General features: G+C 61.0%; 10 protein-coding genes. 5 read left to right on the plus strand and 5 right to left on the minus strand.

Features of this window, described 5'->3' with window-relative positions; all coding sequences use genetic code 11:
* Positions 1–274 precede the first annotated feature (274 nt).
* The 3 genes from gltP (at position 275) to ACYP2A_RS15110 (ending at position 5,260) form a co-directional block, all read left to right on the plus strand.
* Positions 275–1,606, plus strand: coding sequence for a glutamate/aspartate:proton symporter GltP (gene gltP / locus ACYP2A_RS15100; RefSeq protein ID WP_459746121.1), 1,332 nt, complete (start codon positions 275–277; stop codon positions 1,604–1,606).
* A 294-nt stretch (positions 1,607–1,900) separates the two neighbouring features.
* Positions 1,901–3,916 carry an ArnT family glycosyltransferase gene (locus ACYP2A_RS15105; protein ID WP_459746124.1) on the plus strand — a complete coding sequence of 672 codons (2,016 nt, stop codon included), beginning with the start codon at positions 1,901–1,903 and terminating at the stop codon, positions 3,914–3,916.
* 102 nt (positions 3,917–4,018) lie between these two features.
* Positions 4,019–5,260, plus strand: coding sequence for a nucleoside recognition domain-containing protein (locus ACYP2A_RS15110; protein ID WP_459746127.1), 1,242 nt, complete (start codon positions 4,019–4,021; stop codon positions 5,258–5,260).
* A gap of 3 nt (positions 5,261–5,263) precedes the next feature.
* Here ACYP2A_RS15110 and ACYP2A_RS15115 read toward each other — a convergent pair whose 3' ends face one another.
* From ACYP2A_RS15115 to ACYP2A_RS15135, 5 genes are all read right to left on the minus strand, one after another.
* Positions 5,264–6,460 carry a DUF5924 family protein gene (locus ACYP2A_RS15115; protein WP_459746129.1) on the minus strand — a complete coding sequence of 399 codons (1,197 nt, stop codon included), beginning with the start codon at positions 6,458–6,460 and terminating at the stop codon, positions 5,264–5,266.
* A 43-nt stretch (positions 6,461–6,503) separates the two neighbouring features.
* Positions 6,504–7,919 carry a M16 family metallopeptidase gene (locus tag ACYP2A_RS15120; RefSeq protein ID WP_459746132.1) on the minus strand — a complete coding sequence of 472 codons (1,416 nt, stop codon included), beginning with the start codon at positions 7,917–7,919 and terminating at the stop codon, positions 6,504–6,506.
* Between the two features lie 59 nt (positions 7,920–7,978).
* A complete protein-coding gene (locus ACYP2A_RS15125; RefSeq protein ID WP_459746135.1) occupies positions 7,979–9,640 on the minus strand; it encodes a Na/Pi cotransporter family protein in 1,662 nt (553 codons plus the stop codon).
* Between the two features lie 180 nt (positions 9,641–9,820).
* Positions 9,821–10,570, minus strand: a complete 750-nt coding sequence (locus ACYP2A_RS15130; protein ID WP_459746137.1) for a TerC family protein — start codon at positions 10,568–10,570, stop codon at positions 9,821–9,823.
* A gap of 70 nt (positions 10,571–10,640) precedes the next feature.
* Complete coding sequence (locus ACYP2A_RS15135; RefSeq protein WP_459746140.1) at positions 10,641–11,948, minus strand: CitMHS family transporter; 1,308 nt, start codon at positions 11,946–11,948, stop codon at positions 10,641–10,643.
* Positions 11,949–12,319: 371 nt separating this feature from the next.
* Here ACYP2A_RS15135 and ACYP2A_RS15140 point away from each other — a divergent pair, with 371 nt between their 5' ends.
* Together ACYP2A_RS15140 and ACYP2A_RS15145 are read left to right on the plus strand one after the other, a co-directional pair.
* Positions 12,320–13,378: a Rieske 2Fe-2S domain-containing protein gene (locus tag ACYP2A_RS15140; RefSeq protein WP_459746143.1), complete on the plus strand. Its 1,059-nt coding sequence runs from the start codon at positions 12,320–12,322 to the stop codon at positions 13,376–13,378.
* An 18-nt stretch (positions 13,379–13,396) separates the two neighbouring features.
* Positions 13,397–14,353 (plus strand): PDR/VanB family oxidoreductase, encoded by a 957-nt coding sequence (locus tag ACYP2A_RS15145; RefSeq protein ID WP_459746146.1) that lies wholly within the window; start codon positions 13,397–13,399, stop codon positions 14,351–14,353.
* The last annotated feature ends 65 nt before the right edge of the window (positions 14,354–14,418 follow it).

Genomic DNA, 14,418 nt, shown 5'->3' on the forward strand with positions numbered 1-14,418 from the left:
TCACGGCATCATTTTCTACCCCTGAATAGCGCTGTTCGTCGGTTTTTGTATGCCGATTCGGCATGACTTAGGCCGATATGGCATTAGACGTGTCTTTCTGCCAGCGGAATAGTTGCGCCTTTTTTCGCCTGCCATAGAGCTTGGATGCTCGTTCGCGGTGACTTCCTGTGGGCTGTCCGGGGCTTTATTTCCATGACTTGAACCTGCTGCGGAATACGGCAGGGCGAGGCCATGGTTCCCAGGCTGCCCAGGCACTTCGCATAAAGGTAACGACATGAAGAAGGCAAAACTGAGTCTGGCCTGGCAGATTCTGATCGGTCTGGTCCTGGGTATCGCTTTGGGCGCCCTGCTTAACCACTTCAGTGCCGAGAAGGCCTGGTGGATCGGTAACGTCCTGCAACCGGCCGGCGACATTTTCATTCGTCTGATCAAGATGATCGTGGTGCCGATCGTGGTGGCCTCGTTGATCGTCGGTATTGCCGGGGTGGGCGACGCCAAGAAGCTGGGCAGCATTGGCCTCAAGACCATCCTTTACTTCGAGATCGTTACCACCGTCGCGATTGTCGTCGGCCTGTTGCTGGCCAATTTCTTCCAGCCCGGCGCCGGCATCGACATGAGCACACTGGGCACTGTCGACATCTCCAAGTACAAGGCGACCGCCGCTGAGGTGCAGCATGATCATGCCTTCATTGCCACGATCCTGAACCTGATTCCGTCCAATATCTTTGCGTCCATCGCCCGTGGCGACATGCTGCCGATCATCTTCTTCTCGGTGATGTTCGGCATGGGCCTGGCCAGCTTGCAGGCCGAAGTGCGCGACCCGCTGGTGAAGATGTTCCAGGGCGTCTCGGAAACCATGTTCAAGGTCACCCACATGATCATGGCCTACGCGCCGATCGGCGTGTTTGCCCTGATCGCCGTGACCGTCGCCAACTTCGGCTTCGCCTCGTTGCTGCCGCTGGCCAAGCTGGTGATCCTGGTTTATGTCGCCATCGCCTTCTTTGCCTTTGCGGTGCTGGGCCTGATCGCCCGCCTGTTCGGCTTCTCGATCCTGAAGATCATGCGCATCTTCAAGGATGAACTGATCCTGGCCTACTCCACCGCCAGTTCCGAAACCGCCCTGCCGCGCATCATCAGCAAGATGGAAGCCTACGGCGCGCCTAAGGCGATTTGCAGCTTCGTGGTGCCGACCGGTTATTCGTTCAACCTCGACGGCTCGACCCTGTACCAGAGCATCGCAGCGATCTTCATTGCGCAGTTGTACGGCATCGACCTGTCGGTCGGTCAGCAACTGATGCTGGTCCTGACCCTGATGGTCACCTCCAAAGGCATCGCCGGTGTGCCGGGTGTGTCGTTCGTGGTGCTGCTGGCGACCTTGGGCAGCGTCGGTATTCCGCTGGAAGGCCTGGCGTTCATCGCCGGTGTCGACCGCATCATGGACATGGCCCGTACCGCGCTGAACGTGATCGGCAACGCCCTGGCCGTGCTGGTGATTGCGCGTTGGGAAGGCATGTACGACGACGCCAAGGGCGAGCGTTACTGGAATTCGTTGCCACACTGGCGCAGCAAAGAGCCTGCGGCGGCAAAGGTGCCAGCGGCTGAGTGAGTGCAGTCGCTTTAATATGATCTACCCTGCACAGCGGGCCGAAAGGCCCGTTGTCATCAAACGCGCAGACGCAACAGTATGGATGTGCATGAACTGGTCGAATGACTGAAGTTACCAGGTGGTCGATTTTTTACCCCTTGCCAAGGGGTATCTCTAGTGTTGTCGAAACGCCCATTCATAGCCTGAAACCCAGGCTTCATGGGAAACACCAGTATGTCGTCCAACCCTCCAGGCTCCACTCGCACAGATACACCCCTCCCTGACAGACTCCAGCTCAGTGCGCCGATCGTGCTCATGGGCATCATGTTGCTCGCCCTGATTTTGCTGATGCTACGCGCCGCAGGCTTGTACCCCTTGGTCATGCGCGATGAATACACCTATAGCATGATGACCAGGCTGATGACATTTCAGGACGCCTCCATTCCGGGCTACCTGTACATCGCCATTTATCAGGCAACCAGCTTGTGCGGCAGTGCCAGTCTGTTCTGCTCGAAGTTTTTCAATGTTCTGTTTTTTGTCGCGGCGGCGCCGTTCATTCATGCCGTGGCAAGGCGCTTCTGCGGTCCTGGCATCGCTCTGCTGATCGTAACCATCAGCTTGCTGGGGCCGATCAACAGCTATACCACGTACTACATGCCCGAGCCGCTGTTCTTCCTGACGTTCTGGATCAGTGTCTGGTACTTTCTGCGTCTGAAAGCCAGCGCACTAGCCAGCCAGTGGCTGGTATTCGGTGTACTGATGGGCTGCTCGGCGCTGGTCAAGCCGCATGCGCTGCTGGTGATTCCGGGGTTCTGCCTGTGCATCCTGTTCTTCGCGTACAAAGACACCGGGCGATGGCTGGCCAGCGGGCTGAAAAGTGCTGCCTTATTCGTTTTCGCGATGTTGGCGACCAAGTTTTTCGTCAGCTTTGTGCTGGCGGGCAAGGCCGGCCTGACCCTCTTTGGCGGCTTTTACAACGAGACCTTGCAATCGAGCACCGGTACGTTGCAACGCTTGCTGGATATCTTCAAGGTCTTGCCGGGCATTGTCGAAGGTCATGTACTGGCCAATACCCTGATGTTTGGCGTAGCGCTGGCCGTCATTCTGTTCGGCTCTATCAAGGCCGTGGTCGGAACGCGCCTGCAGGATGAAGAACGCATTGCGTTTTTTACGCTGGCACTGCTGCTGAACCTGATTGCGGTTGTCAGTCTGTTCTCTGCCTCGGTCGTTGGCGTCGGAGTGTACGAAACCGCTTCGCGGCTACACATGCGTTATTACGACTTCATGCTGCCGTTGCTGTTTATCGCCGCCGGCGCCCAAATCAATCGCGAGCATGGGGTTCATCTCAAGAACTGGCGCCTGGTGATAACCGTCCTGGTGCTGGGCGTTCTTTGCTATGCGGCGCTGACCCGCATGCAGCCATACACCCCCAGTCATATCGACAGTCCTGAACTGCGCGGCTACATGATGAACCGCATCGTATTCATGGGGCTGGCTGGTCTGTCGGCACTGGTTGTCTTGCTCTGGTACACGTCGGCGCGTATTGGCAGCCTGTTATTTATCTGTTTTTACCTGCCGTTGTCGGTGGGCGTCAGTGCTGTCTACAACAATGCTCTGGTGCGCGAACGCCTTGTCCCTGACGCGTTTGACAGGGCAGGCTTGTTCGCCAAGAGCTACCTGTCCGACGCCGACCTGTCGAGGCTGGCTGTGGTGGGTGAGAGCGAAGGTGATACCTGGCGGCCGCTGCTCTATCTGGATAACCTGCAAGCGACCCGCGACCGATCCTATGTGCCAGGCTTGCGTTACCAAGCCTCACAGACTCCTGAAAACATCACGTGGATTCTGGGCATCGGTGATATCGATTTTGCCGAAGGCGAATTCGACGTGATGTATTTGAATGGTTTTTCGCTGGCCCGAAAAATATCCGGGCTCTACCTGTTGCAACTGGATTTTAGCAAGGCGCTCAGTCTTGGTCCTTCCACGAGAATCACTGGCCTTTCGCATCCCGAGCCGGTCGGCACCTGGTCGTTGGGTGATCGCGTAGAAATCAAATTCGCTGAGCCGTTGCCGGCAGTCTTTCAGTTGAGCTTGTCGGCGACAGGCTTTGGTCCCAACGAAAACAAGCCGTTCAATGTCGAAGTGGAGGGCAAGCACTACCCGCTGATGGCCGACGGAACGCTGCAAACCTTGCGCATTGCCACCTCCGGACAAGCCCGTAAGCTGTCGCTGCTGATCTCGGCCCCGACTTCACCCCAAGCGCTGGGTTTGAGCGTTGACGGTCGATTGCTGGGGATCAGGCTCAAACAATTGGAGATCGCTCCGGCCAACTAGACCAGGCTTTTGGAACATTCCTACACGCCCAATGGCGACCCGGTAATTTCCTTCTGCAACCGCTGACCGTTATCATCCCCGCCTACTTTGCGGGGGTGTGCGATGCTCAATGGCCTGTGGCTTGGTTTTTTCGTTGTCGCGATGATCGCGGCCATGGCGCAGTGGCTGGTCGGCGGTAACGCGGGCATTTTTGCCGCCATGGTCGAGAGCATCTTTGCCATGGCCAAGCTGTCGGTCGAGGTCATGGTGCTGCTGTTCGGCACCCTGACCCTGTGGCTGGGCTTTCTGCGCATTGCCGAGCAGGCCGGTATCGTCGACTGGCTGGGCAAGGCGCTGGGGCCGCTGTTCAAGCGCCTGATGCCGGAAGTCCCACCGGGGCACCCCGCCCTGGGGCTGATCACCCTCAACTTCGCCGCCAACGGCCTGGGGCTGGACAACGCCGCCACGCCCATCGGCCTCAAGGCCATGAAGGCCCTGCAAGAGCTCAACCCGAGCAAGACCACCGCCAGCAACGCGCAGATCCTGTTTCTGGTGCTCAACGCCTCCTCGCTGACCCTGCTGCCCGTCACCATCTTCATGTACCGCGCCCAGCAAGGCGCCGCCGACCCGACCCTGGTGTTCCTGCCCATCCTGCTGGCCACCAGCGTGTCGACGGTGGTGGGCCTGCTGTCGGTGGCGATCATGCAGCGCCTGCGCCTGTGGGACCCGGTGGTGCTGGCTTATCTGATTCCCGGTGCGCTGCTATTGGGCGGCTTCATGGCGTTTCTCGGTACCTTGTCGGCGGCGGCGCTGGCCGGCCTGTCGTCGATCCTGGGCAACCTCACGCTGTTTGGCCTGATCATGCTGTTTCTGCTGGTCGGCGCGCTGCGCAAGGTCAAGGTCTACGAGTCGTTCGTCGAAGGCGCCAAAGAGGGCTTCGATGTCGCCAGGAACCTGCTGCCGTATCTGGTGGCGATGCTCTGTGCGGTCGGCGTGCTGCGCGCCTCGGGGGCGCTGGACTTTGGCCTTGAAGGCATTCGTCATGTGGTCGAGTGGCTGGGCTGGGACACCCGCTTCGTCGATGCGCTGCCCACCGCGATGGTCAAGCCGTTCTCCGGCAGCGCCGCACGGGCGCTGTTGATCGAGACCATGCAGACCCAGGGCGTCGACAGCTTTGCCGCGCTGGCGGCGGCGACCATTCAGGGCAGCACCGAAACCACCTTCTATGTGCTGGCGGTGTACTTCGGCGCGGTGGGCATCCAGCGCGCCCGGCATGCGGTGGGCTGTGCACTACTGGCCGAGTTCTCTGGCGTGATCGCCGCCATTTATGTCTGCTACTGGTTCTTCGGCGCCACCGCCAGCTAAGCCTCAGGGCGCCTGAGTGGGCGCCGCCGGTTCTGCCGGCGCCGGTGTTTCAGCTTCCGGCGCAGGTTCGGGTTCTTGCTCTGCCTCAGGTTGCTTCTCCGGCTCCGGTTCATCGCCTGAAGAGGTATCGCCACCCGGCTTGAGCCCCAGAATGCGTCCGTCCGGCTGGGTAACTGCCGGCTGATCGCTGTCGGTGACCTCGAAGCGCAGCACGCCGATCATCTGTCCGTCTTCGGTCAGTACCCGCACCTGCCAGCGGCCGGCCACCTGTGGCGGGAAATTGCGCTTGTGGGTCCAGGCGCGATAGCCCTCCTTGCGCCCGCCATGAATGTCCAGGGCGATGCGGTCCACTTCTTCACCGTCACGTCGCCACACATGGTAAATGCGCTCTTCAAGCCCGCGCGGGGCGTTGATCGAGGTGTAGGCGTAAAGGCCTTCACGGCGCAACTGGCTGGCGCTGATCTGGCGGATGCTGTCGCCGGGGGTGCGGGTCTTGTTGTCGAAGGTGGTGCTCACCGCCACTTCGGTCAGCCACAAGGTGGCCGGCGGCACCCACGAGCGCAGCATCCAGCCGGCACTGCCCACCGCCAGGGTCACCACCACCAGACCAAGCGCATGCCGCCAGGTGGTCATCGGAAAGCTCGAGGCCAGGCTGGGCAGCGACAGCAGCATGGCGATGCCCAGCGCCAGTTTGTAGCTCTCGGTGGTGGTCAGGTGCAGGATGATCGGCAGCGCGGTGAGCAGCGCGGCAAACAGGGTCAGGGTGTGCAGGGCCATGAACAGCCAGCGCCGTGGCGCCAGCCAGCGGTAGTACAACGGGTCGATGATCGAGACCAGCCCGGCGGCGCCCAATAATGCGGTGAAGACCGCTTGGCCGCTGTTCCAGGTGGTGGTGATGAAGAAAAACGGCAATACGAAAAACAGGCTTTCCTGATGGATCATCTGCGTGCCGTAGCGCAGCACCCCTTTGGGGATTTCCTTGCCGAACTTCGCTCGAAACAGGCCGACCACGCTGTTTTCGACCATCAGCCACAGCCAGCTGAGCAGCATGACCACCGCGATCCAGTTGGCCAGCCCCGCCTGGCGGTCGACCAGAATGAAGCTGGCGATCCCCGAGATAAAGCCGCCCAGCGCGATGATGCCTGGATAGCGGCGCATCAGGTCAATGATGCGGGTGACGGCGGCATTCCAGTTGGGCATTTGGCTTCACTTCACAAGGGGCAGAAAAACGCGCAAGGATAAATCAATTCCGGCGCTGCGGCGGCGTAACCTCATGCGTATGCTTGCGGCGTTGATACCACCACCATCCGGCCATCAACAGCACCACCACCCACAGTGCGGCGACCGCCAGCCAGTACAAGCCGTCATAACTGAAGCGCGCCTGCTGAATGCGCACGTAGCCCGGTTGCTCCAGCAACTGGCGCAGCGCCTGGTTGGTGCTTTCCAGGCTGACGGCCCTGATGCGCTTGACCGGGTCGTTGAAGCGGCCGTCTTCATAGTCGTTGAGCGCGCCCCAGTAATAGTCGGCCAGCGCGCTGTTGCCCTGTACGGCCCAGGCCTGACGGTCGATGGCCACCTGTTTCAGGCGGTTGAAGCTGTCGGCCTGAAAGCCGTCACGCTTCAGACGCTCCAGCAGCGCCTGCATTGCCTGTTCGGCTTGCGCCAGGTCGCTGCGGTCGACATCGACGACCAGGCTCATCAGGCCGCTGTCGCCGAACACCTCGCGGTCCACCGATGGCCCGTAAGACAAACCCAGCTTCAAGCGCAGTTCGCTGTACAGCGCCCACTCCAGGTTGGCCTTGACCAGCTCCCAGGTTTCGTCGTGCTGATTTTCCAGTACGGGCTCGCGAAACATCAGGTACAAGCGCGCGTTCTCGCCCAGCATGCCGCGCGCCAGGGTGCGGCGCTGTTCGGCTTTATGCCCGGCACTGGCCAGCGCTTGCCGTTCGACCGGCTCGGTGGCGGCCAGCTTGCCATAGACCCGCTGCACATAGCCGGGCAGCAGTTTGTCGAGGTCGCCGACCACGATCAGGGTCATGTTGTTGGCGGCATAGAAGGTCGCCAGCGCATCTTGCAGCGCCTCCAGGGGAATGTCGTTGACCTCAGAGCGTGCGGCGCATTTCAGGCCCAGTTCGGCGGCCAGCTGGTTGCTGGCGTTGTGGCTGTCCTCGGGCTTGTCCAGCAGGCGTTGCAGTGGCGAGGTATGTCCGCCGTCTTCGCGGGCGACGATACGCCTGACAGTGTCGAGGCGTTCCTGGCTGAGCTCGGTGCGGGTCAGCACCTCCATGAGCAGGTCGAGCACCTTGCGCTGGTTGTGTGCCGGGGCTTCGATCACAAAGGTGGTGTCGGCGTTACTGGTGAAAGCGTTCCAGTCGCCACCCAGCGCCTGCATGCGTTCTTCAAGGCCGCCCTCGCCGCTGTCGTCGATGCCACTGAACATCAAGTGTTCGAGCAGGTGCGGCAGCTCTTTGGACGCGCACGGAAAGTCATCGAAACCCACCCCGATCACCAGGCGAATCGACACATGGCCCTTGTCGTAGCCGGGTTTGAGCAGAACCTGCAGGCCGTTGGGCAACAGATAGCCCTGGGCTTGCAAGCGGTCCAGAGCATGGGCAGGCAGCGCGCCGAGAAGCAGGCAGATGAACAGCAGGCAACGCATAAAGCAGCTTTTCCTTGCGGGCCGGTTGAATTCAACAGACTTCGCTGCCGCCGGTCGGTTCAGATCGATTGTTCAGCCGCGTCGCCTGCGACCTCACTGGAAAGCGCTCCGGTGTCGACCGTTTCGAGCACCGCATAGGCGCTGCTGCAGAACAGCGAGTTGAGGCGCTTCATGTCGGCCATGATTTCCAGGTGCAGCGAACTGGTTTCCAGACTCTGCACCACTTTACGTTGCAAACGGTTGACATGGGCATGCGCCAGACGCCGTTCCAGTGCCCGAAAGCGGCGCTTTTCACGCAGCAACTGGCGGGCGCTTTCCGGGTCGCCACTGAGAAACACCGACAGCCCCAGACGCAGGTTGGACTGCAGCTGGATGTGCAGGTCAGACAGCTCTTCAAGGCCGACCTCGGAGAACGAGCGGCGCTGGGCGGTCTTCTGCTGCTGGATCTTGCGCAGCATGCGCTCGATCAGGCCGCTGGCCATCTCCAGATTGATGGTCAGCTCGATGATCTCGGCCCAGCGCCGGTTGTCCTGCTCGCCGAGTTCTTCACGCGGCATCTGCGCCAGGTACAGCTTGATGGCGCTGTACAGCGCTTCGACATCCTCGTTGAGGCGGCGCATTTCCAGGCTTACGGTGGTCTGCGTGCCGCGCAGCACGCCCTGCATCGAAGCCAGCATGTTTTCCAGCAGGTCACCCATGCGCAGGGTTTCGCGCACCGCATTGGCCAGCGCCAGGCTCGGGGTTTCGAGCGCTGTCAGGTCCAGATGACGGGCGCGTGCGGGGCCGGTGGTTTCGGCCGGTTGTTGCAGCAGGCTGGCGCACAGTTTGGCCATCGGCGTGACAAAGGGCAGCATCAGCAGGCAACGGGCGGTGTTGTAGATCACATGAAAGCCGATGACCAGTTCCTGAGACTTGAAGCCCAGGCTGTCGAGCCAGTTCACCAGCGGGTCGAGCACCGGGATGATCAGCACCAGGCCCACCAGTTTGAACAACAGGCTGCCCAGCGCCACCTGGCGCCCCGGCACGTTCTGCATGCTGGTGCTGAGAAACGCCAGCAGGCCGCTGCCGATATTGGCGCCCACCACCAGACCGATGGCCACGTGCAGGCTGATGATGTCGGAACCGGCCAGGGTGGCAGTCAACAAAACCGCCGCCAGGCTGGAGTAGGAAATCAGCGCAAACAGGGCGCCGACCAATGCATCGAGCAAAAAGTCGCCGGTCAGTGAGGCGAACAGCACCTTGACCCCGCTGGCCTGGGTGATCGGCGCGGCGGCGGCCACGATCAGTTGCAGGGCCAGGATGATCAGCCCGAGACCAATGGCAACCCGGCCCATCTGCCCGGCGCGGGTCTGCTTGCGCGACAGGAAAAACACCACGCCGAGAAAAATCAGCAGTGGCGACAGCCAGGACAAGTCCAGGGTCAGCACCCGCGACATCAGGGCAGTGCCGACATCGGCGCCAAGCATGATCGTCAGCGCTGGCGCCAGGCTCATCAGGCCCTGGCCGACGAACGAGGTCACCAGCATGGCGGTAGCGTTACTGCTTTGCACCACGGCGGTGACCAGAATGCCGGCGACAAAGGCCAGCGGCCGGCGCGCCATGTTCTGGCCGAGCACGCGGCGCAAGGGTGTCCCGTAAACGCGCAGGATACCGGTGCGTACGATATGGGTGCCCCAGATCAGCAAGGCAACGGCAGACAATAGATCGAGCAGGGTCAGCATCAGCAAAGCCCCCTGAGGTGGTATTTGACGGTATAGCGAGCGAAGCGAAGGGATAGACGCTCAACTAAAGCTTTAGTCGGCTTTGAGCCGTGCCGCCAGCATCGCACAGGCGGCAGGTCATTGAAATAATTCTGTAACATTTGTCCGCAGGACCGGCCATGCGCCGATCCTGCGGGGGGCTTATGCCAACTCGGCCGCTTTGGCTTCAGCCTTCTTGCGGGCCAGCGAGGTGCGCATCTTGATGTTGATCGCTTCCACCGCCAGCGAGAACGCCATGGCGAAATACACGTAGCCTTTTGGCACATGCACATCGAACGCTTCGGCGATCAGCACGGTGCCGACCACGATCAGGAACGACAGGGCGAGCATTTTCAGCGACGGGTGTTTGTCGATGAAATCGCTGATCGCGCCCGAGCAGAGCATCATCACCAGCACTGCCACGATGATCGCGGCAACCATCACCGGCACATCCGAAACCATGCCGACAGCGGTGATTACCGAGTCCAGCGAGAACACGATGTCGATGATCGCGATCTGCACGATGGTGTACAGGAAAAAGCCGCCTGTGCCCTTGGGTTCATCGCCGCCTTCTTCTTCGCCTTCCATGCCCTGGAAGATTTCCTGCGAGCTTTTCCACAGCAGGAACAGGCCGCCGAAGAACAGGATCAGGTCACGCCCGGAAATGCCCTGGCCGAATACGGTGAACAGGTCGGTGGTCAAGCGCATGACCCAGGTGATCGACAGCAGCAACAGGATGCGCGTGACCATGGCCAGCGCCAGACCGAACAGGCGGGTGCGCTTTTGCATGGCTTTGGGCATGCGGCTGACCAGAATCGAAATCATGATGATGTTGTCGATCCCCAGGACGATTTCCAGGGCGGTCAGGGTGAAGAAAGCAACCCATATTTCGGGGTTGAGTAGCCATTCCATCTATGTTTCCTCAGGCGATAAAAAATCGCCGCCAGCACAGCTGACGGCGATCAGGGGTGGTACGGGGGAATCAGACGCTGCTGACGAGCGGGAAGATACCCATCATCAGTGCCGCGACCATGATGCACAGGCAAACCAGGATCGCCCACTTGAGGGTGAAGCGCTGGTGGTCACCGAAGTCGATACCGGCCAGGGCCACCAGCAGGTAGGTCGATGGCACCAGCGGGCTGAGCAGGTGCACCGGCTGACCGACGATCGAGGCGCGGGCCATTTCCACAGCGGTGATGCCGTAGTGCGAAGCGGCTTCGGACAGCACCGGCAGCACGCCGTAGTAGAACGCGTCGTTGGACATGAAGAAGGTGAACGGCATGCTCACCAGCGCGGTGATCACCGCCAGGTACGGACCCATTGCATCGGGGATCACGCCCAGCAGGCTCTTGGACATGGCGTCGACCATGCCGGTGCCGGTCAGGATGCCGGTGAAGATACCGGCGGCGAAGATCAGGCCAACCACCGACAACACGCTACCGGCGTGGGCCGAGACGCGGTCTTTCTGGTCCTGCAGGTTCGGGTAGTTGATGATCATCGCGATGCTGAAAGCCACCATGAACAGCACCGGCAGCGGCAGCAGGCCCATGATCAGCGTGACCATCAGGGCGAAGGTCAACGCGCCGTTGAACCAGATCATCTTCGGACGACGGGCGTCGGGGAATTGCGAGACGCTGATTTCGCTGTGGTCGATCTCGTCGCCGGCCAGTTGCAGCACGCCCAGGCGGGCCCGCTCACGCTTGCCGTAGAAGTACGAGATCGCCAGCAGGCACACCACACCAGCCGCCATGGCCGGGATCATCGGCACGAAAATGTCCGAAGCATCCACGTGCAGGGCACTGGCGGCACGCGCCGTCGGGCCGCCCCATGGCGTCATGTTCATGATGCCGCCGGCCAGGATGATCAGGCCGGCCATGATCCGCGGGCTCATGCCGACGCGGCTGTACAGCGGCAGCATGGCCGCCACGCAGATCATGTAGGTGGTGGCGCCGTCACCGTCCAGCGAAACCACCAGCGCCAGCACGGCGGTGCCGACCGAGATGCGCATCGGGTCGCCCTTGACCATTTTCAGGATCTTGCGCACGGCAGGGTCGAACAGGCCGGAGTCGATCATCAGGGCGAAGTACAGAATGGCGAACATCAGCATGACGCCGGTCGGCGCCAGCTTGGTGATACCGGCCAGCATCATCGGGCCGATCTGCGGACCGAAGCCGCCGAACAAAGCAAAAATGATCGGCACCAGGATCAGGGCGATCAGCGCGGTCATGCGCTTGCTCATGATCAGGTACATGAAGGCAATGACCATGGCAAAGCCAAGGAAAGTCAGCATGGCGAAACTCCAGACGTAATGCGGCCAGGGAACCGGAAAAGGAAAAAGTCAGTTCGGGTCAGCGAGGGGCTGTCTGGGGTTCAGGGGGAACGAGGGCGTACAGGGGGGTAGGAGCAAGCATTTTAATCACCGTTATTCTTGTTGAGTGTCCGGGGGCTCTTGGCAGCCGCCCTGGCTTACCGGTCTATTGCCGGTGCTGAGGGTGATGCTAATCCCCCAAGCTTTCAGCCAGCTTTCAGTGGATCAAAGTTTTCTATGGATCCATTAGGTGATTATTCAGGGCGATTAACGGCTATTTTTGTTTGACTAATTCAGTGATTCGGCTGTTCAATGGATCCATTAAATAAAAACAACACCGGAGAGCCTGTCTCATGTACCCCACCAATACCTGGTATGTCGCCTGCACCCCCGACGAAATCGCTGAAAAGCCGCTGGGTCGGCAGATTTGTGGCGAAAAGATGGTGTTTTATCGCGGGCTTGAAAACCGCGTGGTCGCCGTCGAGGACTTTTGTCCGCACCGTGGTGCGCCATTGTCGTTGGGGTATGTCGAGAACGGCTTGCTGGTGTGCGGCTACCACGGCCTGGCCATGGGCGCCGATGGCAAGACCGCGTCGATGCCCGGCCAGCGGGTGCGTGGCTTTCCGTGCAACAAGACCTTTGCCGTCGAAGAGCGTTACGGTTTTATCTGGGTCTGGCCGGGCGATCAGGCCCAGGCCGATGCCACGTTGATTCCGCACCTGGAATGGGCGGTCAGCGACCAGTGGGCCTATGGCGGCGGCTTGTTCCACATCGGTTGCGATTACCGGCTGATGATCGACAACCTGATGGACCTGACCCACGAAACCTATGTGCACGCCTCCAGCATCGGCCAGAAAGAAATCGACGAAGCCGCACCGGTCACCCAGGTCCAGGGTGATGAGGTGATCACCGCCCGGCATATGGAAAACATCATGGCCCCGCCCTTCTGGCGCATGGCCCTGCGCGGCAACAACCTGGCCGACGACGTGCCGGTGGACCGCTGGCAGATCTGCCGCTTCACCCCGCCCAGCCATGTGTTGATCGAGGTCGGTGTCGCGCATGCCGGCAACGGTGGTTATCACGCCGATGCGCGTTACAAGGCCTCCAGCATCGTGGTCGACTTCATCACTCCGGAAAGCGACACCTCGATCTGGTACTTCTGGGGCATGGCGCGCAACTTCAACCCGCAGGACCAGGCCCTCACCGCGAGTATTCGCGAAGGCCAGGGCAAGATCTTCAGCGAAGACCTGGAGATGCTCGAACGCCAGCAGCAGAACCTGCTCAAGCACCCCGAGCGCAACCTGCTCAAGCTCAATATCGATGCCGGTGGCGTGCAGTCGCGCAAGGTGCTGGAACGGATCATCGCCAGCGAACGGGCGGCAACGCCGTCGCTGATCGCCACTGCCCAATAACTGGCCGGAGCCATCGAAATGATCGACGTCGTGGTGATTTCCCGCAAAGAAGAAGCGCCGGGCATTTGCAGCTATGAACTGGCGCGTGCCGACCGCAGCCCGCTGCCGGCCTTCAGCGCCGGCGCACATATTGATGTGCATGTTCCGGGCGATGCAGGGTGGGTACGCCAGTATTCACTGTGCAATGCCCCCAGCGAACAGCATCGCTATCAGATCGGCGTGCTCGACGACCCGGCCTCGCGCGGCGGTTCGGCGACGATTCACCGCTTGTTGCAGGCCGGCATGCACCTGCGCATCAGCGAGCCGCGCAACCTGTTCGAACTGGCCACCGACGCCCGGCGCAGTCTGCTGTTTGCTGGCGGCATCGGCATCACGCCGATCCTGTGCATGGTCGAGCACCTGGCGGCCACTGACGCCGATTTTGAACTGCACTACTGCGTACGCGCCCGCGACAAGGCGGCGTTCATCAACCGCTTGCAGGCATCGGCCTTTGCCGACCGGGTGTTTGTGCACGTCGATGAAGAGCCGGCCAGCGTGTTGCAAGCGGCCAGCGTGCTGGCAGGTCCGCAGCCCGATGTGCATTTATATGTGTGTGGCCCTGGCGGCTTCATGCAGCACGTGCTGGACAGCGCCCGTGCGCAGGGCTGGAGTGAAGCCAACCTGCACCGCGAATACTTCGCCGCCGCCCCGGTCGACACCAGCGCCGACGGCAGCTTCTCGGTCAAGGTCAACAGCACCGGGTGTGTGTTCGAGATCCCCAAGGACCAGAGCGTGATCCAGGTGCTGGAGCTGCATGGCATCGAACTGCCGGTGTCGTGCGAGCAAGGCGTGTGCGGCACCTGCCTGACCGGCGTGCTGGAAGGCATCCCCGAGCACCGCGACATGTACCTGACCGAAGAAGAACAGGCCCTGAACGACCAGTTCACCCCGTGTTGTTCACGGTCGAAGACGCCGCTATTGGTGCTGGATATCTAATGACCTGACGCTGGATTCTTTGTAGGAGGCAGCTCTGCTGGCGAAGGCTGCGTAATGCCTGGCGC

This window comes from Pseudomonas sp. 3A(2025) (assembly GCF_054589175.1).